The organism is Burkholderia sp. CCA53 (genome assembly GCF_001685525.1).
GTDB lineage: Bacteria > Pseudomonadota > Gammaproteobacteria > Burkholderiales > Burkholderiaceae > Burkholderia > Burkholderia multivorans.
Genome location: NZ_BDDJ01000001.1, coordinates 392,703 through 415,980, shown reverse-complemented (window position 1 = coordinate 415,980; position 23,278 = coordinate 392,703). Strand labels below are relative to the sequence as shown.

20 protein-coding genes and 2 pseudogenes are annotated in these 23,278 nt (G+C 66.7%); 13 read left to right on the top strand and 9 right to left on the bottom strand.

Annotated features, from left to right (window positions below; all coding sequences use genetic code 11):
* Positions 1-6 precede the first annotated feature (6 nt).
* Positions 7-1,035, bottom strand: coding sequence for an ABC transporter substrate-binding protein (locus BCR55_RS01900; RefSeq protein WP_053297455.1), 1,029 nt, complete (start codon positions 1,033-1,035; stop codon positions 7-9).
* A 66-nt stretch (positions 1,036-1,101) separates the two neighbouring features.
* On the bottom strand, positions 1,102-2,127 hold the full coding sequence (locus tag BCR55_RS01895; protein ID WP_006401155.1) for a LacI family DNA-binding transcriptional regulator: 1,026 nt from the start codon (positions 2,125-2,127) through the stop codon (positions 1,102-1,104).
* 839 nt (positions 2,128-2,966) lie between these two features.
* On the opposite strand from BCR55_RS01895, the gene BCR55_RS01890 reads away from it, so the two are divergent.
* The 7 genes and pseudogenes from BCR55_RS01890 to BCR55_RS01860 all read left to right on the top strand — a co-directional run bounded on the left by BCR55_RS01890 (position 2,967) and on the right by BCR55_RS01860 (position 9,707).
* Positions 2,967-3,983, top strand: coding sequence for a tyrosine-type recombinase/integrase (locus tag BCR55_RS01890; RefSeq protein ID WP_006411746.1), 1,017 nt, complete (start codon positions 2,967-2,969; stop codon positions 3,981-3,983).
* 242 nt (positions 3,984-4,225) lie between these two features.
* A complete protein-coding gene (locus BCR55_RS32150; protein ID WP_139094013.1) occupies positions 4,226-4,849 on the top strand; it encodes a hypothetical protein in 624 nt (207 codons plus the stop codon).
* Positions 4,821-5,099 carry a hypothetical protein gene (locus BCR55_RS01885; protein WP_223855036.1) on the top strand — a complete coding sequence of 93 codons (279 nt, stop codon included), beginning with the start codon at positions 4,821-4,823 and terminating at the stop codon, positions 5,097-5,099. The genes BCR55_RS32150 and BCR55_RS01885 overlap by 29 nt, the downstream gene beginning before the upstream one ends.
* A gap of 65 nt (positions 5,100-5,164) precedes the next feature.
* Positions 5,165-6,616: pseudogene (locus BCR55_RS01880) on the top strand (ShlB/FhaC/HecB family hemolysin secretion/activation protein); the annotation flags it as partial.
* A 319-nt stretch (positions 6,617-6,935) separates the two neighbouring features.
* A pseudogene (locus BCR55_RS33330) lies at positions 6,936-7,106 on the top strand (helix-turn-helix domain-containing protein); the annotation flags it as partial.
* Positions 7,107-7,265: 159 nt separating this feature from the next.
* Positions 7,266-7,895: an NAD(P)H-binding protein gene (locus BCR55_RS01870; RefSeq protein WP_006411748.1), complete on the top strand. Its 630-nt coding sequence runs from the start codon at positions 7,266-7,268 to the stop codon at positions 7,893-7,895.
* 381 nt (positions 7,896-8,276) lie between these two features.
* Positions 8,277-9,707 carry a cytosine permease gene (locus tag BCR55_RS01860; protein WP_035948158.1) on the top strand — a complete coding sequence of 477 codons (1,431 nt, stop codon included), beginning with the start codon at positions 8,277-8,279 and terminating at the stop codon, positions 9,705-9,707.
* 66 nt (positions 9,708-9,773) lie between these two features.
* Here the strand turns inward: BCR55_RS01860 and BCR55_RS01855 are convergent, their stop codons facing one another.
* Positions 9,774-10,730, bottom strand: coding sequence for a LysR family transcriptional regulator (locus BCR55_RS01855; RefSeq protein ID WP_006401094.1), 957 nt, complete (start codon positions 10,728-10,730; stop codon positions 9,774-9,776).
* 196 nt (positions 10,731-10,926) lie between these two features.
* On the opposite strand from BCR55_RS01855, the gene BCR55_RS01850 reads away from it, so the two are divergent.
* From BCR55_RS01850 to BCR55_RS01840, 3 genes are read left to right on the top strand one after another with little or no spacing between them, the layout of a single operon-like run.
* Positions 10,927-12,237 (top strand): MFS transporter, encoded by a 1,311-nt coding sequence (locus BCR55_RS01850; RefSeq protein ID WP_006407452.1) that lies wholly within the window; start codon positions 10,927-10,929, stop codon positions 12,235-12,237.
* Positions 12,238-12,268: 31 nt separating this feature from the next.
* The gene (locus BCR55_RS01845) at positions 12,269-13,540 is read left to right on the top strand and encodes a Zn-dependent hydrolase (protein WP_065494090.1); all 1,272 of its coding nucleotides are present in this window, start codon (positions 12,269-12,271) and stop codon (positions 13,538-13,540) included.
* Between the two features lie 25 nt (positions 13,541-13,565).
* Positions 13,566-14,588, top strand: coding sequence for a histone deacetylase family protein (locus BCR55_RS01840; protein WP_059938747.1), 1,023 nt, complete (start codon positions 13,566-13,568; stop codon positions 14,586-14,588).
* 161 nt (positions 14,589-14,749) lie between these two features.
* Here BCR55_RS01840 and BCR55_RS01835 read toward each other — a convergent pair whose 3' ends face one another.
* From BCR55_RS01835 to BCR55_RS01825, 3 genes are all read right to left on the bottom strand, one after another.
* On the bottom strand, positions 14,750-15,955 hold the full coding sequence (locus BCR55_RS01835) for an MFS transporter (protein WP_065494089.1): 1,206 nt from the start codon (positions 15,953-15,955) through the stop codon (positions 14,750-14,752).
* Positions 15,956-16,599: 644 nt separating this feature from the next.
* Positions 16,600-17,709, bottom strand: coding sequence for a DUF2242 domain-containing protein (locus BCR55_RS01830; protein ID WP_065494088.1), 1,110 nt, complete (start codon positions 17,707-17,709; stop codon positions 16,600-16,602).
* Between the two features lie 150 nt (positions 17,710-17,859).
* Positions 17,860-18,753 (bottom strand): LysR family transcriptional regulator, encoded by an 894-nt coding sequence (locus BCR55_RS01825; RefSeq protein WP_006401086.1) that lies wholly within the window; start codon positions 18,751-18,753, stop codon positions 17,860-17,862.
* A gap of 107 nt (positions 18,754-18,860) precedes the next feature.
* On the opposite strand from BCR55_RS01825, the gene BCR55_RS01820 reads away from it, so the two are divergent.
* Complete coding sequence (locus BCR55_RS01820; RefSeq protein WP_065494087.1) at positions 18,861-19,628, top strand: TerC family protein; 768 nt, start codon at positions 18,861-18,863, stop codon at positions 19,626-19,628.
* A gap of 72 nt (positions 19,629-19,700) precedes the next feature.
* Positions 19,701-19,967: a zf-TFIIB domain-containing protein gene (locus BCR55_RS01815; RefSeq protein ID WP_065494086.1), complete on the top strand. Its 267-nt coding sequence runs from the start codon at positions 19,701-19,703 to the stop codon at positions 19,965-19,967.
* Between the two features lie 98 nt (positions 19,968-20,065).
* On the opposite strand, the gene BCR55_RS01810 is transcribed toward BCR55_RS01815, so the two are convergent.
* Positions 20,066-20,479, bottom strand: coding sequence for an Hsp20/alpha crystallin family protein (locus tag BCR55_RS01810; protein ID WP_065494085.1), 414 nt, complete (start codon positions 20,477-20,479; stop codon positions 20,066-20,068).
* A 16-nt stretch (positions 20,480-20,495) separates the two neighbouring features.
* On the bottom strand, positions 20,496-20,936 hold the full coding sequence (locus tag BCR55_RS01805) for an Hsp20/alpha crystallin family protein (RefSeq protein ID WP_006401082.1): 441 nt from the start codon (positions 20,934-20,936) through the stop codon (positions 20,496-20,498).
* 222 nt (positions 20,937-21,158) lie between these two features.
* Here BCR55_RS01805 and BCR55_RS01800 point away from each other — a divergent pair, with 222 nt between their 5' ends.
* A complete protein-coding gene (locus BCR55_RS01800) occupies positions 21,159-22,076 on the top strand; it encodes a 3-hydroxyacyl-CoA dehydrogenase NAD-binding domain-containing protein (RefSeq protein ID WP_006401081.1) in 918 nt (305 codons plus the stop codon).
* A gap of 79 nt (positions 22,077-22,155) precedes the next feature.
* Here the strand turns inward: BCR55_RS01800 and BCR55_RS01795 are convergent, their stop codons facing one another.
* Complete coding sequence (locus BCR55_RS01795) at positions 22,156-23,004, bottom strand: LysR substrate-binding domain-containing protein (RefSeq protein ID WP_006401080.1); 849 nt, start codon at positions 23,002-23,004, stop codon at positions 22,156-22,158.
* Between the last annotated feature and the right edge of the window lie 274 nt (positions 23,005-23,278).

Sequence of the window (23,278 nt, the reverse complement as noted above, 5' to 3'; positions counted from 1 at the left end):
CGGCGCTTACTGCATCACCTGCAGATACTGCTGGCCGAACGCCTGCTGGCCGGCCGCCATCTTGCCGAAGTCGACCGGCTTCGCGCGCGCATAGTCGCTCGCGGGCAGGAACTTCGTCGCGACGTCGGCGGGCAGCGTCTGTGCGCGCACCGGGCGCAGATACGCGTTCGCCCACAGCTTCTGGCCTTCGTCGGACAGCACGAAGTCGAGCACCTTTTTGCCGTTGGCGTCGTGCGGCGCGCCCTTCACGAGACTCATCACGTAGGGCACCGCGATCGTACCTTCCTTCGGGATCACGAACTCGATGTTCGCGTTGTCCTTGTACTTCGCGCGGTATGCGTCGAAGTCGTAGTCGAGCAGAATCGGAATCTCGCCCGACAGCACGCGTGCATACGCGGTCTGCTTCGGCACGATCGGCGCGTTCGCCTTCAGCTTGCGGAACCAGTCGAGCGCCGGCTTGAAGTTGTCGAGGCTGCCGCCGAGCGCCTGGTTGACGGCGACCGCGCCCGCATAGCCGACGAACGCGCTCGACGGATCGAGATAGCCGACCATCCCCTTGTATTCGGGCTTCAGCAGATCGGCCCACGAACGCGGCACGGGCTTGCCGTCGAGCGCATCCTTGTTGACGAAGAAGCCGAGCGTGCCCGAATGGATCGCGAACCAGTAGCCCTGCGGATCTTTCAGGTTCGCGGGGATGTCGTTCCAGTGCGCGGGCTTGTACGGCACGATCACGCCCTTGTCCTTCGCCTGGAACGCGGACGAGACGCCGAGATAGACGACGTCGGCGACCGGGCTCTTCTGTTCGGCGATCAGCTGCGCGATCGCCTGACCCGAGTTCTTGTTGTCGAACGGCACGCGGATGCCGGTCTTCTGCTTGATCGCCGCGATCTGCGCGGCCCAGTCGGCCCATTCGGGCGGACAGTTGTAGCAGATCGCCGTTTCATCGGCGCGAGCGGCGTTCGCGCCGGCGATGAGTGCGGCGCAGGCGAGCGGCGCAGCGAGCGCGCGCAGCAGCGAGGTCGGACGGAAAGGCACGATCAGGTCTCCGGACGAAGAAAGGGGACGTCGCCGCGCGCCGCATGCAGCGCGCGGCGCGCGGGTTTACGCGCGACGCAGTTGCACGTCGGCCGCGGGCGGTGCGACGGTCGCGCCGTCGCGCACCGCGTGCGGCAGAATTAGCGACGTGCGTTCGATCGCGGCGCCGCCGATCGCGTCGATCAATCGTCGCCACGCATGGCGGCCGATGTCGCGGTTCGGCGTCGCGACGCTCGCGAGCGGCGGCGCGAGCAGCTCGCCGATGTCGATGCCGTCGAAGCCGAGTACCGACAGATCGTCCGGGATCGAGAAACCGGCGCGGCGCAGCCCGCGCATCACGACCATCGCGAGCAGGTCGTTGCTGCAGAAGAGGGCGGTCGGGCGCGTCGCGTGCGCGGTCAGATGCGCGAGCACCGCGTCGGGCAGTTCGGGCGCGTTGAAGTCGACTTCGACGGGCGGCAGCGTCGCGACGCCGCTTTCGGCGAGCGCCTGCGCATAGCCGAGATGACGCTGGCGCGCGCGATCGGATGCGGCGAGCGAGCCCGCGAGCATCAGCACGCGACGATGGCCGCGCGCGGTGAGCAGCCGCACGCCGTCGTATGCGGCGTGCCGGTTGTCGACCGACACCGACGGCCGGCGCTGCGTGTCGTTGTGCATCAGCACGTAATGCGGTCCGTCGCGATCGAGCATGTCGAGCAGCGGATGCGTGTCGGCGTCGGCGACGGTCAGGATCAGGCCTTCGACGCGCTGCTCGCGCAGCGTCTCGATCGCGTGACGTTCGCGCGCCGCGTCGTATTCGGTCGTCATCAGGATCAGCTTGAAGCCGGCCGCGGTCGCGAGTTCGTCGATGCCGAGCAGGCAGTCGGCGAACACGGGATTCGACAGCGTCGGCACGACGACGCCGACGAGCCGCGTGCGCTCGCCGCGCAACTGCCGGCCGAGCGGACTCGGACGAAAGCGCAGCGTATCGATCGCGGTGCGGATTGCTTCGAGCGTCGCCGGGCTGACGGTGTGCGGCGCATTGATCGCGCGCGACACGGTGGCGATCGAAAAGCCGGCGAGTGCGGCGACATCCTTGATGGTCGAGGTCATGAGGTCACGCGATGTAAACGTTTTCGGCGGGTTGATTATCGAAAACGTTTGTGACCTGTCGATGACGCGTGAAGGGGGCGTATCGCGGTGTGCGTGCGCGTCGCGCGCAAGAGGGTCGGCGCGGCGCGCGCAAGAGGGTCGGCGCGGCGCGGAGGCAGTTCCGATTGTATCGGCGGATGCGTCGATGCGGGGCGAAACCGCATGCGTTCGCGGGATTGGCGTCGGTTACGGCGGATTATTCCGGCGGCGCATCGCTGCGTGCGGACGCGAGAGCATGCTTCGACGGTTCGCGGCATGCCTGAATCGGGGAACGCACGCGCGACCAATGGTAGAATCGCGTCCGCCCTGTTGCCGGGGTGATGAAATTGGTAAACATAGCGGACTTAAACGATTGAGTGCCCGGCCGGAAACGGTCGGTGCAGAACCCTTCAAATTCGGCGAAACCCCTGATGTGCGCATCGAGGCAACGCCGAGCCAAGCCTCGCGGGCACCGCGAGGAAGGTGTAGAGACTAGACGGGGGGCGCCTAAGGCGCACGGGTCGGCAGCACGCCCGCGCGCGACGGCGAAGGCATAGTCCAGCGCACGAACGATGTCGTTCAGACGACGTCGGCTTCGAAAGAAGCAGTGTGACGAAAATCCGCCGCCTTAACTGGCTTGCCGGTTCGAGTCCGGTCCCCGGCACCACGGCCTTTCAACGTGAACTTGGCTGTCAAGTGGAACCGTGTAGAAACAACAGGTTACAGCGAGAGCCCTGTTCATCCATACAAGTATTATTCCCCTCAATTTGGGGAGAGTTGTAGAACGGATTCCCCATCTACTACGCACGACTCTCCCCACGATGGCATCGATCACCCCACACAAAGACGGCTTCCGCGTGCAGGTCTACGTCGGTGGCGTGCGCGATTCGAAGGTGCTGCGCACGCGCCGCGAGGCAAACGCGTGGGGCGCTGCGCGCGAGGCTGAACTGAAACGCCTCGGCGACATGCCGGCCGCCGATAGACATACCCTTGGCGAAGCGCTTGCCGAATACTCGAAGCGTGTGTCGCCCAAGAAGGGCGGAACGAAGTGGGAGCAGAACCGCATTGCCTCTTTCATCAAGCAGTTCCCCGAGTACGCAGAGAGGCCGTTGTCGCAGGCGGATACCCCGATGTGGGCCGAATGGCGTGATCGTCGACTATCCGGATATATCGCGCCCGATGGGAAGAAGGTGCGCGGCATCAAGCCCGGATCGGTCCTGCGCGAGATCAATCTGTATCGGAACGTCTACACGATTGCGCGAAGGGAATGGAAGTGGATCCAGTCCAGCCCGTTTGCGGACCTTGGTTTGCCACCAGACAGCGTGCCGCGGACGCGACGCGTTGATCCATGGAAGGAAGTGCGCCCGATCGTGCGCTGGCTCGGGTACCGGACCGGTCAGGAGCCGACGACGAAGAATCAGGAGGTCGCGCTCGCGTGGCTTGTGGCGCTCCGTTGCGGCATGCGCGCGAAGGAATTGCGCGGGCTCGGGAAGAATACGCTGAACATGAAAACGGGCGTCGCACGGCTGCCGCACAAGATGCAGTACCTGACAGGGAAACCGCGCGAAATTCCTTTGCCGCGCCCGGCGCTGCGCCTACTGAAGGCGGTCGCTCATCGCGAACAGTGCTTCACGGTGGAAGCTGGCTCGATGGATACGGCCGAACCAGATCTGCTTCACCGAGTCTTGCTTGCCCTTCATCTCCAATCTCCCGTTCCTATCGTGAAAATCGCCTCCGAAACGCCAACGCTCGTTTGTGGCCTGGATCCCCAGAGCAGTTCACGGAAACTCCCAAGCGAAGTGCGCCGATGCGGAAATGTAGCGACGGAGCGGCCATAGCTGACCGTACTCGGGTGGGCGATATGTGGTCACAGACTCGATCGCGGGACATGTGCAGATTCGACCTCGCAATTCTGTCAGGGATTTTTGAGATGACGGCTGAGGTAATATTCGCGCCGATTGCCGAAGTCAATGCTTTCGATACGCCCGACTAACACAATGCGCTGTTTGGCTTGTCGGATTGGGATTACGGATCGGCGAACTCGTCATTAATACAAGTGCGGAGAGTTTTCAGTTAGTTCGTGACTTCTCAGCAACGCTTGACATTTGTTGACGCTGCGGGTGGTACAACAAGTGACGGGAAGACGACCCTTGCGCAGATTACTGCACAGGCGAATCCGGAATTGCAGGCGTGCATTATGTCGAATGCAAGCTCGGCACCGGCTGGTGATGTGCCGAGCATTACTTATCTGCAGACCGGGAAAGGGGGAAGCTGGAACATCACGGGACCGTTCACGAAATTCGATCAATCCGATGCGAACTATGTGCGAAACACAACAGCGGAAGCGATGGGGATGATTTCGACAAATGCCGGACGTGTATCATCGAATGCGGTGGCGGGGGCAGCTGTAACGCCTTGCTCCGCGGTTTGCGACGGGATCGCATTTGCAGGGACAGTGGTAGGGATTGTCGCAGATGCAATCGGACAATTAGTTAAGCCGGATACAGGGCAGTATCTATTTAACGGATTTACGGCCATCGTTTCAAACTATATTTCAGCGGCCAACCCCGCATTTACTCCGGCAATTAATGAGCTTGCAAGTCAAGTCAATGGTAGTGGTGTTGCTAAAGTCGGTCAAAATAAGTTGAATCGGATTGTCGGTACTGATTCGTCAAATGGGAAAAATGAAGATCGAATTTATTGAGGATGGAAATTTCACCTCGTGGTTCCGGTTCTTGCTCATCGCTGTAGGGGTAGCATTTGCTGCCATCGCTGTTGAGTGCGACATCCCCATTCTGTGGGCGCGAATTCTTTTGCTTTCTGGTTTCGCTATCGCGCTTGTCGGCGGTATGACGAGCCGTGCTAAATTGCTTCATATCAAGCCGTTTGGCAATAGCTACAAGAAGGCCCATAAAAGCTATGAAACAAAAAGCGACGAGGACCAGAAATTGTAGGGCGACGCTGGTCTTTGTCATGGCTCGCGCCGGAGCTTTTCCTGGGAAAGATTCGCTTTTTGGGGGGCGCGTCCACCCTCCCGATGGATCGATTTTCTTTCGCCCGCGAATGGTTGGAGCACTATGCTGGCCAGTGCGTCGGCAAGCAAGGTATCGATGTGCTGGTCAAGGGTCTATCGCAAGCCATCCTGGCGCGCGGCTACGTGACGACACGTGTGCTGCTGCCCGAACAGGACCTGTCGACTGGTGCCCTCAAGTTTTCACTGATTCCCGGCGTGATCCGCCATGTGCGCTTCGCCGACGAAAAGCTCCGCGGCACCTGGAAAACCGCCTTTCCGACTGGCGACGGCGAACTGCTGAATCTGCGCGACCTCGAACAGGGCCTCGAGCAGATGAAACGCGTGTCGAGCCAGGATGTGTCGATGCAGATATTACCGGCCGATGTGCCGGGCGAAAGCGACGTCGTGCTCGAGGTGAAGCGCGGCAAGCCGTGGACAGTCGTCGCCTCGATCGACAACTCGGGCACGCGGGCGACCGGTCGGCTGCAGGGCAACCTGTCGCTCGGCATCGACAATCCGCTCGGCCTGAACGACATTTTCAACGTCGGCGTCAGCCAGGATCTCGAATTTGGCGACAAGCGCCTGGGCTCGCACGGCTGGAACGGCTTCTACTCGATTCCGTGGGGCTACTGGACCGCGACGCTGTCTGCGTACACGAATACCTACTACCAGCAAATCGCCGGCCTGAACCAAACATTCGTGGCGAGCGGCAATTCAAAGACGGTCGATTTCAAGCTGGCCCGAGTGCTCGCCCGTAGCCAGAATGATGTGTTAGGTGCGTACGCTCGTCTGTCGCGTCGTTTCGGACAAAGCTTCATGGAAGACACCGAGATTTCGCAGCAGCGCCGCAATAACACGACGATCGAGCTTGGGCTGACCGATCGCCACTACTTCGGTGGCGCTCAGTTCGATGGCTCGCTTGCATATCGTCAAGGTGTCGGTGGATTGGGTGCTCAGGAAGACACGTTGGCAGCGGGTGGTGGGCCGACCTATCGCTTCAAGATGGCCCTGCTGGATGCGAACCTGTCGGTGCCGTTCGCGATCGGCAAGCAGACGTTTCGCTATGTCGGCACGCTCCACGGCCAGTACACGGGCAACACACTCTATTACATCGACGACCTGACCATCGGTAGCCGCTACACCGTGCGCGGTTTCGACGGTGAAACGATGCTCGCCGCGGCGCGCGGATTCTATTGGCGCAACGAATTGCAGGCACCGATCGGCCAGACGGGGCAGGCACTTTATGCGGGACTCGACTATGGCCGAGTTTGGGGCCCGCAACCTGTTGCCCTCGTCGGTACGCAGTTGGCTGGAGCAGTGATCGGCCTAAAGGGCAGCGTGGGCACGCGACTCGGAACCTATGCGTACGATCTCTTCGCCGGTACGCCGGTTTACAAGCCGTCAGGTTTTCCGACGGCACGTGTGACGCTCGGTTTTCAGGTGACCGCTCAGTTCTGAAGACGATGACCTCAGGTACTGCTCCGACACGGAGACATCGCAAGCCCGGTGTTGCATATGCTCGTCTGGGTGAGATTGCCGCCAAACGGGCTGATGCTTCCGATGCTCGAATGGCGCGGGCTGAAATCCTAGTTTCAGTTCCGCTGTGAATCGGGCTATGACGTCACAGGCGTCCCTCGCGGGGTTTTCGTTTGTCCGCCCACACCGCCCTTACGGCAGCGTCCGCGCACCATCCGCGCTTGCCGTCACCTCCCGATAGAACGCATCGATCGCATTAACCATCTGCGACAACCCCGGCTGTTCCAGCGGATAGTGGGCGCTGCTCAACACGAGCGAGCGCACGCTCAAGCGCCGGCTGCAGGAAGAGGGCGCGTGCTTTCGCGACATTTCGAATGCGGTCCGCAAGGCGCGCGCGCAGGCGCTCGTTGCCGAGGGGGGGCTGTCGATCAAGGAGATTGCGCAGGAACTGGGGTTCAGCGACATGTCATCGTTCTCGCAGGCGTACAAGCGCTGGACGGGCGTGGCGCCGAGCATGTCGCGGCAAAGGGCGGCGGTTCGTAGCGCGGGTTTGTGGCGGCGCGGCACGGCCGTACACTGCAGCGCTGGACATCAGCGATCAGCGCAACGTCATCCAACGGAGCGATCGAACATGAAACTGCTGCTTGTCGGCGCGACCGGTCTGGTCGGACGCCACGTCCTCGATGCGGCGCTCGCCGATCCGCGCGTCGCGCGCATCGTCGTCATCGCGCGCCGTCCGTTGTCACCGCATCCGAAGCTGCAGGCGGTGACGGTCGACTTCGAGCAGCTGCCGGCCGACGCGGATTGGCGGCGTGCCGACGCCGTGATCTGCACGCTGGGCACGACGATGCGCATCGCCGGATCGCAAGCGGCATTCCGGCGCGTCGATCACGACTATCCGCTCGCGGTGGCCCGCCTCGCGCATCGGCACGGCACGCCGACCTACGTACTGAATTCCGCGCTCGGCGCGGATCCGGCGTCGCGCGTTTTCTACAGTCGCGTGAAGGGCGAAGTAGAGCGCTCGCTCGCGGACGTCGGTTTCGCGTCGCTGACGTACGTGCGTCCCGGGCTGATCGGCGGTAGCCGCGACGAGTTCCGGCTCGGGGAGCGCGCGTTGCAGTTCGCACTGAGGATCGCGGGCGCGCTGCTGCCGCCGAAGTGGCGCGTGAATCCCGCGCCGCGCATTGCACGCGCGCTGCTCGATGCCGCGCTCGACGCGCGGCCGGGCGTGCATGTCGTCGCGTCGGACCGGCTGATCTGAGCGGCGAACGAACGGTGGACGAACGATGAAGGGCGCCGCCGATCGTCGCCTGTCGATGACGATGCCGCCGCCTCCTTTCGGTTTCCATACGTCACCTTGCATCACGCTGCGACTCGCGTGCCGACCCATCTACACGCCTAAAAAAGCGGCGAAAGACGGGTATTTCCGGATATCAGACAAGTTGTATATACAAGATCATGCGCTGGCAATGCCTACCCGCGTCGCGCCGCGTGCGCGTCACCGTGCTCGTCGCGCCCATCGCGCGTGCATGGCGCCGCTCGGCGATCCACGGCGCCCGCGTCGAAGCGCCGAACCGACGGCTCGACACGTTCCGCGTCCGTTCGAACCATTTGTCGTCCCGAGTCATCTGGAGATTTGCCCGTGTCAACGCATCCCACTGGAAACGCCGGCGGCTTGATCGAAGTCCGCTCGATCGATTTCATTCCCGACGCCGAACGTCACGGCGGCTTGCTGAGCCAGTTCACGTTGTGGCTGTCGGCGAACATGCAGATCACCGCGATCGTCACGGGCGCGCTCGCGGTCGTGCTCGGCGGCGACGTGTTCTGGTCGCTGATCGCGCTGCTGCTCGGGCAGCTGATCGGCGGCGCGGTGATGGCGCTGCACGGCGCGCAAGGCCCGCAACTCGGGCTGCCGCAAATGATTTCGAGCCGCGTCCAGTTCGGCGTGTACGGCGCGATGATCCCGATCGTGCTCGTGTGCCTGATGTACATCGGTTTTTCCGCGAGCGGCTCCGTGCTCGCGGGGCAGGCGGTCGCGCAGTTGCTGCACGTGGACGACGCGGCCGGCATCCTGCTGTTCGCGGCGGTGATCGTCGTGCTGACGGTGTGCGGCTATCGCGCGATCCACTTCGTCGGCCGGATCGCGAGCGTGATCGGCATCGTCGCGTTCGTCTACATGTTCGCGCAGCTGTTCGCGAACCACGACATCGGCGCGCTGCTCGCGAACCGGCATTTCACGCTCGCGAGCTTCCTGCTGTCGATGTCGCTGTCCGCATCGTGGCAGATCGCGTTCGGCCCGTACGTCGCCGACTACTCGCGCTATCTGCCGCGCTCGACGTCGTCGCTCGGCACGTTCTTCGCGGTGGGCCTCGGCTCCGTGATCGGCGCGCAGGCGGCCATGGTGTTCGGCGTGTTCGCGGCGGCGCTGGCCGGCAGCGGCTTCGCGCACCACGAAGTCGCGTACATCGTCGGCCTCGGTTCGACGGGCGCCGTGGCCGCGCTGCTGTATTTCAGCATCGCGTTCGGCAAGGTCACGGTGACGGCGCTCAACGCGTACGGCAGCTTCATGTCGATGGCGACGATCGTCAGCGGCTTTCGCGGCAAGGGCGCGGTGTCGTCGCGCAGCCGGCTGCTGTACATCTTCGGGATGATCTGCGTCTCGACGCTGATCGCGCTGGCCGGTCGCCATTCGTTCCTGAAGGAATTCACGGCCTTCATCCTGTTCCTGCTCGCGTTCTTCACGCCGTGGAGCGCGATCAATCTCGTCGACTACTACTGCTTCACGCGTTCGCGCTACGACGTGCCGGCGCTCTCCGACCCGGACGGCCGCTACGGCCGCTGGAACGCGATGGCGATCGCGATCTACGTGATCGGCATTCTCGTGCAGCTGCCCTTCATGTCGACGCACGTCTATACGGGCCCGCTCGTCGACGCGCTCGGCGGCACCGACATCTCGTGGATTCTCGGCCTCGTCGTGCCGGCCGTGCTGTATTACGTCGGCGCGCGCGGGTCGCGTCGCAGCATTCCCGAACGCCTGATCTTGCCGCTCGAGCGCGGCGAAGCGCAGCCCTGACGGCGCGCATCGGGCCGGCATGCGTCCGGCTTGGGCGCCTATAGCGCGCGCGTCGCGCCCGCGGCGCTATTTCCCGAGCCGCTGCGCGAGCGAATAGCGCTGCATGCAGCGCTCCATCGCCTCGAGAAACGCCAGCTCGGCCGCATTCATCTTGCGGTCGCGATGCCACAGCAGGAACACGTCGACGTCGACGAGCCCTTCGTCGGGCGGCAGCCGCCACAGCCGCTGCTGGGCGATGTCGTCGCGCACGATATGCTCGGGCAGGCAGCCGATGCCGTAGCCGGCGAAGATCAGCCGCCGCACTTCCTCGAGGCTCGGCGACGACGCGACGATGCGTCCGGTGAAGCCCTTCTGATCGCGAAATACCGTGAGGGGCGACAGGCTGTCGCCGATCTGGTCGCTCGTAAACGACACGAAGTTCTCGGCGAGCAGGTCTTCCATCCGCAACTGCGTCTGCCCGAACAGACGATGATGGCGACCGCAGTAGATCGCATAGCGCTGGCGCAGGAAGCAGCGCATCTCGAGCTTGTCGTGCGGCGTGCGGCACAGGCCGAGCCCGGCCGTCGCGGTCTTCTGCAGCAGCGACGACAGGATGTCCGACGAGCGCATCACTTCGATCTGCAGATCGACGCGCGGATACGCGCGATGGAAATCCGCGAGGAATTCGTCGTAGACGGGCGACTCGATGCGGCTCACGGTCAACAGCCGGATCGAGCCGGTGAGGTCGGCCGTGCTGTCGTCGAGCTCCGTTTCGAGGCGCGAGATGCCGCCGTAGATGTCGCTCGCGATCCGGTAGACGGCTTCGCCGGCCGGCGTCGGCGCGAAGTGCGCGCCGCGCCGCTCGATCAGCCGCCGCTCGAGCGTGTCCTCGAGCCGGCGCAACGCCTGGCTCACCGCGGGCTGCGTCACGTGCAGCCGCGCGGCCGCGCGACTCACGCTGCGCTCCTGCATGATCACCAGATAGGTACGCAACAGGTTCCAGTCGAGACGGTCGTTGAGGAAGGGAGCGAGATCGGCGCGCATCGGGTCTCCGGACGGCAGGTGTGCCGTGTATTAGCTGAATTTATACGCCGAATAATAACTTGAAATTTGACTAATGAATTGCGGCGGCCGATAAAGGAGGCGTGCCGCAGCGTGCGGCCCGAGGCCGCGACAGACGGTCGCCATCACCATATTGCGTGCCGTTGCCGAGCGGCCCGGCGCGCGACAGGAGCCCCGCATGACCCAGTCTCTTCCTTCCGCCCGTCAGCCGGGCCGCGCCGCGACGGCCGCGTTCATCGGCACGATGATCGAGTGGTACGACTTCTACATCTACGCGACCGCCGCTGCACTCGTGTTCGGCGAGCTGTACTTCCCGTCGCACGACCGCTTCGTCAGCACGATGGCGTCGTTCGCGACGTTCGCGGTCGGCTTTTTCGCACGCCCGCTCGGCGGCATCGTATTCGGCCATCTGGGCGATCGCATCGGCCGCAAGAAGGCGCTGATGACGACGCTGATGATGATGGGCGTCGCGACCGTCTGCGTCGGGTTGCTGCCCGACTACGCGACGGTCGGCATGCTCGCGCCGGTGCTGCTCGTCGTGCTGCGCATCGTGCAGGGCATCGCGGTCGGCGGCGAGTGGGGCGGCGCGGTGCTGATGGCGGGCGAACACGCGCCGCAGGGCCGCCGCACGTTCTTCGCGTCGTTCGCGCAGCTCGGCAGCCCGGCCGGCCTGATCCTGTCGCTGCTCGCGTTTCGCGCGGTCACGTCGATGGACAAGGCCGATTTCCTCGCATGGGGCTGGCGCCTGCCGTTTCTCGCAAGCGCGGTGCTGCTGATCGTCGGCATCCTGATCCGGCTCGGCGTGAACGAATCGCCCGAGTTCGCGCGCGTGAAGGAAGCGAACCGCACGGTGAAGCTGCCGGTGGCCGAAGTGTTCCGGTCCGCATGGGGGCTCGTGCTGCTCTGCATCGGCGCGAACACGATCGGGATCGCGGGCGTCTATTTCACGAACACGTTCATGATCGCGTACACCACGCAGTACGTCGGCGTGTCGCGGTCGCTGATTCTCGACAGCCTGTTCGCGGTCGCGATCATCCAGTTCGTCGGCCAGCCGATTTCCGCGTGGATTGCCGAGCGTATCGGCGGCGCGCGCTTCCTGAAGCTCGCGGCCGCGCTCGCGATGCTGTCGCCGTATCCGATGTTCATGCTCGTGCAGGGCGGCACGTCGGTGTCGCTCGTGACGGGCATCGCGATCGCGGTCGTCTGCATGTCGGGCTTCTATTCGGTGATCGCGGGCTTCGTCAGCGGCGTGTTTCCCGCGCACGTGCGCTATTCGGCGATCTCGCTCGCGTACCAGATCTGCGGCGCGCTCGCGGGCGGCCTGACGCCGCTCGTCGGCACGTGGCTCGCGCACCGCTTCGCGGGCCAGTGGTGGCCGCTCGCGGTGTTCTACACGTGCCTGTCCGGCATCTCGCTGCTCTGCATCGTCGCGCTCGATGCGCGCCGCGCGGCGCAGCCGGCCGGCGCCGAAGCGCTCGGCACGCACTGAGCACCGATTCACGGTTTTATCCGGAGTGCATATGAAAGACCTGTTGAAAATCGACGGCGACCGCCTGTGGCGCAGCCTGACGGACATGGCGCGCATCGGCGCGACACCTCGCGGCGGCGTGCGCCGGCTTGCGCTCACCGAAGACGACCGGCGCGGGCGTGACCTGTTCGCGCAGTGGTGCCGCGACGCGGGCATGACGGTCAGCGTCGACGAAGTCGGCAACCTGTTCGCGCGGCGCGACGGCGCAGACGCGCACGCGGCGCCGGTGCTGATCGGCAGCCATCTCGACACGCAGCCCGAAGGCGGGCGCTTCGACGGCGTGTACGGCGTGCTGGCCGCGCTCGAACTCGTGCGCACGCTGAACGCTGCAGGCGTCGTGACGAACAAGCCGCTCGAGATCGTGTCCTGGACGAACGAGGAGGGTGCACGCTTCGCGCCGGCGATGCTCGGCTCGGCCGTGTTCACCGGTGCGCTGCCGCTTGCCGATGCGCTTGCGACGCGCGATGCCGACGGCGTCTCGCTCGGCGATGCGCTCGACGCCTGCGGCTATCGCGGCACGCGGCGCACGGGCGGCGCGGTCGACGCCTATTTCGAAGCGCATATCGAGCAGGGGCCCGTGCTCGAGGCGAACGGCACGACGATCGGGATCGTGACCGGCGGCCAGGCGATTCGCTGGCTCGACGTGACGGTCACGGGTGTAGCCGCGCATGCGGGCACGACGCCGATGCCGTACCGTCGCGACGCCTATTTCGCGGCCGCGCAGATCGCGCTCGATCTGGAGCGGATCGTCGCCGGCTATGCGCCGCGCGGCCTCGCGACGATCGGCCAGGTCGCCGTTCGCAACGCCTCGCGCAACACGATTGCGGGCGAGCTGACCTTTACCGTCGATCTGCGTCATCACGACGATGCCGAAGTCGATGCGATGGAGCGCGCGCTGCGCGATGCAGCGGCACGCGTGGCGGCCGCGCGCGGCGTGCAGGTGGCGATCGGGACTTGCTGGCGCAGCCCGGCGACGCCGTTCGATCGCGCGTGCGTCGAACTCGTCGCGCAGGCCGCGGACGCGTTCGGCTATCGCAGCGAGCGAATCGTCAGCGGCGCCGGGCACGACGCAATCGTGCTGGCGCGCAGCGTGCCGACTGCGATGGTGTTCATTCCGTGCGTCGACGGCCTGTCGCACAACGAAGCCGAAGATGCGCTGCCGGACGACGTGACGCGCGGCACGAACGTGCTGCTTCACGCGGTGCTCGCGCGGGCGGGCGTCGCGGCGCGTGTGGACACGGCAACAGCCGCGCCGCGCGTATGACGATGCATTCCGACGAGGACGATAGATGAAGACGTATTTCCATCCCGAGCAATTGCTGCACCATCCGCGCACGTATCTGTCGCGCGGGCAGATGCGGGCGCCGCAGGAAGTGCCGGAGCGCGCGGCGCGCCTGGTCGCCGCTGTGCGTGCACTCGACTTCGACGTGCGCGAGCCGGCCGACCGTGGCACGGCACCGATCGCGGCCGTGCACGACATGAACTACCTGCGCTTTCTCGAGGACGCGCACCGCGACTGGAAGAAGATGCCCGACGACTGGGGCGACGAAGTGATGTCGAACATCTTCGTGCGCGATCCGAATCCGCTGCGCGGCGTGCTCGCGAAAGCCGCGCGCTATCTCGCGGACGGCAGCTGCCCGATCGGTGCGAACACGTGGCGTGCCGCCTACTGGTCCGCGCAGAGCGCGCTCGCGGCTGCGGCCGACGTGAACGACGGCGCGCGCGACGCGTATGCGCTGTGCCGGCCGCCCGGCCATCACGCGCGCCCCGATGCGGCGGGCGGCTTCTGCTATCTGAACAACGCGGCGATCGCCGCGCAGGCGCTGCTCGGCCGCCATCGGCGCGTCGCGATCCTCGACACCGACATGCATCACGGGCAGGGCGTGCAGGAAATCTTCTACGGTCGCGACGACGTGCTGTACGTGTCGATTCACGGCGATCCGACCGACTTCTATCCGGTCGTCGCCGGCTACGAAGACGAAACGGGCGCCGGCGCCGGCGCGGGCTACAACCTGAACCTGCCGATGCCGCACGGTTCGCCGGAGGCGGTGTTCTTCGAGCGCCTCGACGACGCGTTGCGCGCGCTCGCGCGCTTCGAGCCCGACGCGCTCGTGCTCGCGCTCGGCTTCGACATCTACAAGGACGATCCGCAGTCGCAGGTCGCGGTGACGACCGACGGCTTCGGCCGGCTCGGCAGCGCGATCGGCGCGCTCGGTCTGCCGACCGTGATCGTGCAGGAAGGCGGCTATCACCTCGACAGCCTCGACGCGAACGCGCGCGCGTTCTTCGGCGGCTTCGGCGCGGCGCGCTGAGCGTGCCGGCGGCCGGTGCGCGAAGCAGGCGCCGGGCCGATGACGACGCGACATGGGCCGGATGACCGGCCCGTGTGCGTTGGTGCGCCTGATCGAATTCGGCACCGCGCGATGCGACGCCGATGCGTGCGGGTTCGCCGCGACGCTCGACGGTGCCGGCGTCAAGACCCCGCGACGGCCGGCGCGGGGCGGCGCTGCATCCGCTGCAGCACGACGAGCGCAAGACCGGCCGCGGCGATCAGCCCGCCGACGAGCGGCACCGCCGCATAGCCGAACCCGGCCGAAATCGCGGCGCCGCCGGCGGCAGCGCCGAGCGCATTGCCGAGATTGAACGCGCCGATGTTGACGGCCGATGCGAGGCCGGGCGCCTCGGCGGCGGCGCGCATCACGCGCATCTGCAGCGGCGGCACGACCGCGAACGTCGCGATGCCCCACACGAGCAGCGTCGCGGCGGCGCCTGCATGCGTCGCGGCGAGCAGCGGAAACGCGGCCATCGACACGATCAACAGCAGCAGGAAACCGATCAGGCTGCCGTCGAGCGAGCGGTCCGCGAGGCGGCCGCCCGCGACGTTGCCGATCGAGAAGCCGACGCCGATCAGCACGAGCATCGCGGTCACGAAGCCGGGTGTCGCGCCGCTCAGATGCTCGAGCGTCGGTGCGACGTACGTGTACAGCGTAAACATCGCGCCGGCGCCGAGCACCGTGGTCGCGAGCGCGCCGAGCACGACGGGACGCGTCAACACGGCCAGCTCGGCCCGCAGATCGGGCATCTTGCCGGCTTCGCCTTTCGGCAGCGCGGCGAACAGGCCCGCAATCGCGATCAGGCCGAGCGCGGCCGTCGCCGCGAACGACATCCGCCAGCCGATGATGTGGCCGAGCCACGTCGCGGCCGGCACGCCGCCGACGTTCGCGATCGTCAGACCCATGAACATCGTCGCGACCGCGCTGGCCTGCTTGTCGCGCGGCACGAGGCTCGCGGCGACCACCGAGCCGAGCCCGAAGAACGCGCCGTGGTTCAGGCTCGTGACGAGGCGCGCGAGCAGCAGCGTCGTGTAATTCGGTGCGACGGCAGACAGCAGGTTGCCGATCGTGAAGATCGTCATCAGCGCGATCAGTGCCGAACGGCGCGGGCGGCGCGCGAGCAGCAGCGTCATCAGCGGCGCGCCGGCCATCACGCCGATCGCGTATGCGCTGATCAGCATGCCGGCCTGCGGAATCGACACGTGCACGCCGTCGGCGATCACGGGCAGCAAGCCCATCGGCGAGAACTCGGTCGTGCCGATGCCGAACGCGCCGGCGGCGAGCGCCAGCAGCGGCAGCGCGGCGCTGCCGCCGGGGCGGGAAGCAGGGGAAGTCGTGGCGGTCAAGCGATGTACTCCTGTAAGCAATGGGCAACGGAACGGCGCCGTTGCGGACAGCCTGCATTGTGCTCGTCCGACTTTTGCGGAAAAAGCCGTATCGGGACGAAACTCTCTTGAATCGATATCAAGAATGGCGGCGCACCGCCGCTGCCGCGCGGGCGCGGGACGGGCGTCGGCGCGCCGGCGCGGACAAAAAAAACCCCGGCCACAGGGGGACCGTGACCAGGGAGGAAAGGCATCCTCTCTTTGGCACGAGGGTGGATGCGCGCGCAGTATATTTCGCGACGTAACGATTTGAAATGTCGTTAAACGGCCGTTTTTGGTGCCAATTCGTCATCCGAATAGCGCGTGCGGCCAGCGCGCGGGCGGGCGGCGTGACAGCGGCGCGGGGCAGCAGCATCGCGCGGCCGTACGAGCTCACGCCGGGTCCGTGGCCGCACACGGGCGCGCGCCGACGAAGCGTCCCAACGGCGAGCCGGTCCGGGCGCAATCGAATTGGGATGGGGATTGGAATTTGGATGAGCCGCGCGCCGGCGTTACGGCCGGGCGCGGGCAGACCGCCACGCAGCGCCTTCCGTCGGACGAATGGCCTGGCGGCAATGTCCGCCCGCGGTGCGGGCCGGCGAGGCGGCGGCTTTCGGCCGGGCCGCTCAGTGCGCGCCAGGCGCGCTGGCGCCCGACGGCGCCGATGCGACGGCGGGGCTGTCGGCGGCCGGTGCGTTGACGGCCGGTGTCTGCGACGCGTCGTTGCGTGCAGTGCCGGGCGCAGCAGCAGGTGCTGCCGATGACGGCGTCGAAACGGCCGGCGTCGACGCGGCGGGCGCCGGCGCCGCCTTCGAAGAAGCGGGCGCCGTCGCAGAAGCGCCGGCCGGCGCCGACGCCGGCGCAGGCGCCGCACCGGACGGCGACACCGAAGCAGGCGCCGAAGCCGCGCCCGGCGTTGCCGCGGGCGCCGCATGGCCGGGCGCCGACACGGGCGCCGCTGCCGACGCGGCCGCACCCATTGCCGCCGGCGCGATCACGGCCGGCGCGGTCGACACGGCCGCTGCCCCGGCCGCAGGCGCGGCGGTCGGCGTCGACAGCGGCACCGGCGCGGCAGGCGGCGTCGGCACGATCGGCGTCGTCATCTTCATCGGCTCGCCTTGCGGCGTCGGCGCCGGTTCGGGCAGCGGCGTGACGGCTTCCTTTTCGGCCGCCTTCACGGCCGCACGGTCACGGCGCGCGGGATCGACCTTCAGGAAATGCTCGACGAGATTGAAGAAGCGCTCGTAGAACACGCCGGCCGGAATCGTCTCGCTCGCGGTCTTCACGAGCGCGTCGTCGCTCGAGCCGATCGGCAGCGACAGCGAGCCGAACACGCTGAGCCCGACGCTGGCCGACGTATTCGACTTCTTCAGCGTGTAGCGATCCTGTACCGCGTTCACGTACGCGATGCTCGACGAGCCGTCCGCGTTCGCGTCGGCGCAGACGACGTGAAACTCGATCACGACGTGCATGTCGTTGCTCGGCTGGAAATTCTTGCTGCCGTCGACCGCGTCGTTACGCGACGACGACACGACATAGCCCTGGCTCAGCAGCGCGCGCCGCGCGGCTTCGCAGGTGGCGTCGGAATTCGCATGGAACGTGTGCGCATACGGGCTGCTCGTCGCGTCGAATTGTTCCTGCTGGTAGATCGGTTTGGGCGGCGACGAGCACGCCGCGAGCACGGCCGCGGCCGCGAGCGCGCACGAAACGGGAAACAGGCGGAATCGGTTGTGCATGGCGTCTTTCAAAAGGCTCGGCGAGATGCCGCGCGCAGGGGGCCGGCGCGGCGCGCGAAGGCCGTCGCGCAACGGCGGGGCCGGGTCGCAGGCGCGGCAATCGCGTATGGCCGGGGCGTCATTATAGTTTCGTTTGACGTCGCGCTCGTTTCAGCGGTCCGGCGCCGGACGCGCGGAGGCGAGCAGGCGCGCCGTCAGCGGATGATGCTCGCCGCGCCGCGAGCGGATCGCGTGAATCTCCTCGGTCACGTCGCCGGCGCGCCCGAGCCGCCGCAGCCCGCGCAGCAGCGTCGCATCGTTCGCGCCCAGTTCGCTGAGCGGAAACACGCCGAGCCCGCGCGCCGCGAACACGGCCATCAGTGCGCTGTCCTCGAATTCGCCCACCACGCGCGGCACGATCCGCTCCGCCTCGAACCAGCGGTCGAGCCGTGCGCGCAGCGCCGAATGCGCGGTGGGCAGCAGCACCGGCAGCTCGGCGAGCGTGTGCGGAAAGCGCTGGCGCGCCGCGGGCGTGACGAGCGCCGCGGGGCCATACCAGTCGACCGGCGACGCGACGAGCCGCTCGCTCGTCACGCGCAGGTTCGATCCGGACGGCGCACCCTGGCCGGCGAGCACGAGATCCAGATGGTGCAGCGCGAGTTCGGCGAGCAGTGCGTCGTGCTCGCCGTCGTGGCATAGCAGCCGCAACGTCGGCGTGTCGAGCACCGGCGCCAGCACAGCGTGCGCGGCGAGCTTCGAGATACCATCCGCGAGGCCCACCGCGAGTCGCACGGTCGGCTGGCTCGCCGCCGCGCGCACTTCGTCCGGAATCAGCCGGCCCATCTCGAAGATCGCTTCCGCGCGTGCATAGGCGGCCTGCCCGGCATCGGTCATCGCGACGCCGCGCCCGGCCGGGCGCAGCAACGCATGGCCGAGCGATTTCTCGAGCTCGCGCACCTGCGCGCTGATGGTCTGCACGGCCATGTCGAGCCGTTCGGCCGCGCGCGCGAAGCCGCCTTCCTTCACGACGACCCAGAAGTAGTAGAGATGGCGGAAATTCAGCATCGGTCGAAACTTCGTAAAAACCGAACCAAAAATCAGATTCTCGCTGATTTTTACGAAGTGTGTCGCGCAGTATGATCGGCACTTTCCACTTTCATGGGCCCGTTTTCATGGACACCCTGCTGACGCTTGCCGCCGATCCTGCCGTCTGGGCAGCGCTTCTGACGCTCGTCGTGATGGAGATCGTGCTCGGCATCGACAACCTGATCTTCATTTCGATTCTCAGCAACAAGCTGCCGGAGGCGCAGCGCGCACGCACGCAGCGGCTCGGGATCGGCCTCGCGCTCGTGATGCGGCTCGCACTGCTCGGCACCGTCGCGTGGATCGCGCGGCTGACCGAGCCGGTATTCACGCTCTTCGATCACGCGTTTTCGTGGCGCGACATGATTCTGCTGTCGGGCGGCCTGTTCCTCGTATGGAAGGCGACGACCGAGATCCACCACCACGTGTCGCACGACGGCGGCGAGGCGCACGCGTCGGGTGGGACGGCCGGCCTGACGATGTGGGCCGCGGTCGGGCAGATCCTGATGCTCGACATCGTGTTCTCGATCGACAGCATCGTGACCGCCATCGGCATGACCGAGCACGTGCCGATCATGTTTATCGCCGTGATTGCCGCGGTGACCGTGATGCTGTTCGCCGCGCAGCCGCTCGCGCACTTCATCGACCGCAACCCGACCATCGTGATGCTCGCGCTGTCGTTCCTCGTCGTGATCGGGATGACGCTGATCGCCGAAGGGTTCGGCTCGCACGTGCCGAAGGGTTACATCTACGCGGCGATGGCGTTTTCCGCCTTCGTCGAAGGGATGAACATGCTCGCGCGCCGCGCGAAGGCGAAGCGCGCGGCACGTGTCGAAGCACATGTCGAAGGCCGCTGAGCGCAGTGTGCCGCCACGGCGGCACGCGTCGCGCGGCGGGTCGTTCACCGTTGCCGCAAGGAGGGCACGACGATGAAATGTCCGGTCTGCAAAACCCCCGATCTGCTGATGGCCGAGCGCCAGTCGATCGAGATCGATTACTGTCCCAATTGCCGCGGCGTGTGGCTCGATCGCGGCGAGCTCGACAAGCTGATTGCGCGCGACAGGGGCGACGCGCCGCCGCCGCGGTACGAAGCACGCGATGATCGCCGCGACGACGGCCGCGCGTACGACGATCGGCGCAGGCATGACGATCGGCGCCGCCGCAAGTCGGTGTTCGATTTGTTCGATTTCGACTGACGGTTGCGTACGCGAATCTCGCGCCGACAAAAAGCCCCGCCGGAGACGAACGCCGGCGGGGCTTTCATCTTGTGCGCCGCGACGCGGCGCGCGATCGCTTACGCGTCGCCGGCGATCACGTCGATCCGGCGCGGCCGCGCTTCTTCGCGGCGCGGGATCGTCAGCGTCAGTACGCCGTCGCGCAGGCTCGCGTCGATCTTCGACGTGTCGAGATCGGGGCTCAGCACGAAACTGCGCGCAAAGCGCGGCGCGCGCACTTCGACGTGCCGCACGCGCAGTTCGGTCGGCGTATCGATGCGTGCTTCGGCCTCGATCGTCAGCGTGTTGTCATGCACCTTCACGTCGAGGTTCTCGCGCGGCACGCCGGGCAGGTCGGCCCAGAGCGTCACACGCTGGCTGTCTTCGGCGATGTCGACGGCCGGTACGACGGCCGGCCGGCGTCCGGCCGCTTCGGCGGCCGCCGTCGGCGTGGTGTCCGGATCGCGTTCGGTGAGGGTCTGATTCGTGTTCATCGCAGGGTCCTCCGGATTACTGAACAGTGATCGCACGCGGCTTCGAGGCTTCGCGGCGACCGACGCGGATCAGCAGGCAGCCGTTTTCGTAGCGCGCGGTGACGTTGTCGGGATCGGCGTTCTGCGGCAGCTCGACGACGCGCCGGAACGTGCCGTGAAAGCGCTCCTGCGCGTAGGTGCGCACGTCGTCGCCTTCGCCGCGCGGCGCGGGCTTGCGCTCGCCGCTGATCGTCAGCAGTTCCTTGTCGATCGACACGTCGAAATCGCCGGCTGCCATGCCGGGCGCGAACGCGACGATCTCGATCGCATCGTCGGTCGCGCCGATGTTCAGCGCGGGAAAGACGTTCGGCCGCACCGCGCGGATCGCGGACGGAAGCTCGCCGAACAGGCTCGCCATCTGCCGCTGCATGCGCGCGAATTCGTCGAACAGGTCGTTGCCGAAATGGATACCGCTCATGATGGTCCTCCGGAACTCGATTGCTCCATACGCGGGAGACGCAGCGGTGCGGCATCGGCCGCGACCGGCTGCTTCCGCCGGGTCGAAACGGGCAGCGCGCGGGGCGCGGCTGCGGCGTAACGCGTAATTAGTGGCCGCGCGGCGCATTTCAAGGGCGGCGCGCGCGCCCGTTTCGATGCGACAATCGCCTCGCCATCAACGGATCATGGAGACGGGACGCACATGGACATTCAACGCATCGCGATCGTCGGCACCGGCGTGATCGGCGCGAGCTGGACGGCTTTCTATCTGGCGAAGGGCTTCGACGTCGTCGCGACCGATCCCGCGCCGCAGGCCGACGCGCGGCTGCGCGAATCGCTGGCCGCGTTTCTCGGCGACGACGCCGACGCGGCGTGCGCACGGCTCGCGTTCGACGCCGATCTCGTGCGCGCGCTCGACGGCGTCGATTTCGTGCAGGAAAACGGCCCCGAGCGGCTCGACCTCAAGCGCGCGCTGTACCGCCAGATGGACGACGTGCTGCCCGCGCACGTGCCGATCGCGTCGAGCTCGTCGGGACTCAAGATGTCGGATATCCAGACCGCGTGCGAGCAGCATCCGGAACGCTGCCTGATCGCGCATCCGTTCAATCCGCCGCATCTGATTCCGCTCGTCGAGCTGGTCGGCGGCGAGGCGACCGACGCGGCCGTGATCGAACGCGCGAAGGCGTTCTACGATGCGCTCGGCAAGGTCACGATCGTGCTGAACAAGGAGATGGCCGGGCACGTCGCGAACCGGCTCGCGGCGGCGCTGTTTCGCGAGGTGTATCACCTCGTCGGAGAAGGCGTGGTGAGCGTCGCCGACGCGGACAAGGCCGTCGCGTGGGGCCCCGGGCTGCGCTGGGCGCTGATGGGGCAGTGCCTGACCTATCACCTCGGCGGCGGCGCGGGCGGGATCGCGCATTTTCTCGAGCATCTGTCGGGCCCGATGACGAGCTGGTGGAACGACCTCGGCACGCCGTCGTTCGATCCGGAGGTCGATCGCAAGCTGATCGACGCGTTGCGCGCGATCCAGGGCGACCGCTCGATGCAGGCGCTGGCCGCCGAGCGCGACCGGCTGCTCGTCGAGCTGATCGACGCGCGGCGCCGCAGTTTCCTGCCGTAACGGCGAAGCGGCGCGCGTGCCGCGTCCTTGCCGATCGCACGACGGCCGCCGTGCGACGGCGGCCATGCGACACCGCCCGCTACAACTGCGCGGCGGCCGCGATCAGCGTCGCTTCCAGCGCGAGCGTCGAGCGCGACGCAGCCGCCGGCCGGTCGATCACGTATTCGAGCTCGCCGAGTTCCGGCAGCCCCGCATCGAGCCGCGCGAGCCCGGCGGGAATCACGTAGCCGGCGAACGCGCTGACGCCGAGCCCCGCGCTCGCGGCCGCGCGCAACACCGCGATGCTGCTGCTGACGACCGCGATCCGGTACGGCCGCCCGACCGCTTCGAGCGATTCGAGCACGCGGCGGCGCGACACGCTCGGCTCCGGATGCAGCGCGAGCGGCAGCACGGTCTCGTGGCCGGTGATCCGCGAATCGGGGCCCGTGCACCAGTACAGCGGTTCGCTGCGGATCACGCGGCCGCGCCGGCTGCCCGCGATCCGCTTCGCGAACACGAGATCGTGCCGACCTTCGTCGAGCGCATCGAACAGGTCGCCGGACAGCCCCGTCGCGATCGCGAGCTCGACGTCCGGGTTGCGCTGCACGAAACTCGCGAGCGCGGCCGTCAGATGCGCGGACGCGAAATCCTCCGACATGGCGAGCCGCACCTTGCCCGACAGCGGCGGCCCGCACACCGACGTAACGGCCTCGTCCATCAGCTCGAGAATCCGCACCGCGTAGCGCAGCAGCGCATCGCCGTGCTGCGACAGGCGCACGTTGCGCGTGTCGCGCTCGAACAGCGGCCGGTCGAGCAGCTCCTCGAGTCGGCGGATGTGCTGGCTCACGGTCGACTGCGACAGGCTCACGCGCTCGGACGCGGCGGTAAAGCTGCCGGACTGCGCGACGGCGACGAAGCTGCGCAGCAGCTCGGGCGGTAATGGACGCATTGCTAAATCCACTGAATCGGTTTCGACAACTTCATAAATGGCCGGATTTTGCGGCGCTAGTATCGATTCACGCGCCGGTCGGCCCGCATGGCGGACGCCCGGACGCGCAACCCGCGTCGCGCCGCCGGCTGCCTCGGTCAGTCTACGGCATCCGGCGTCCGGCCCGAAACCGCATCATCCCATCGACCGCCCGAGAACGCGTCCGCACGACGGCGCACCGGGCCGCGGCGCACCGCCGCAGGAGACGGCTTCCGCACGGATCGGCGTGCGGCGA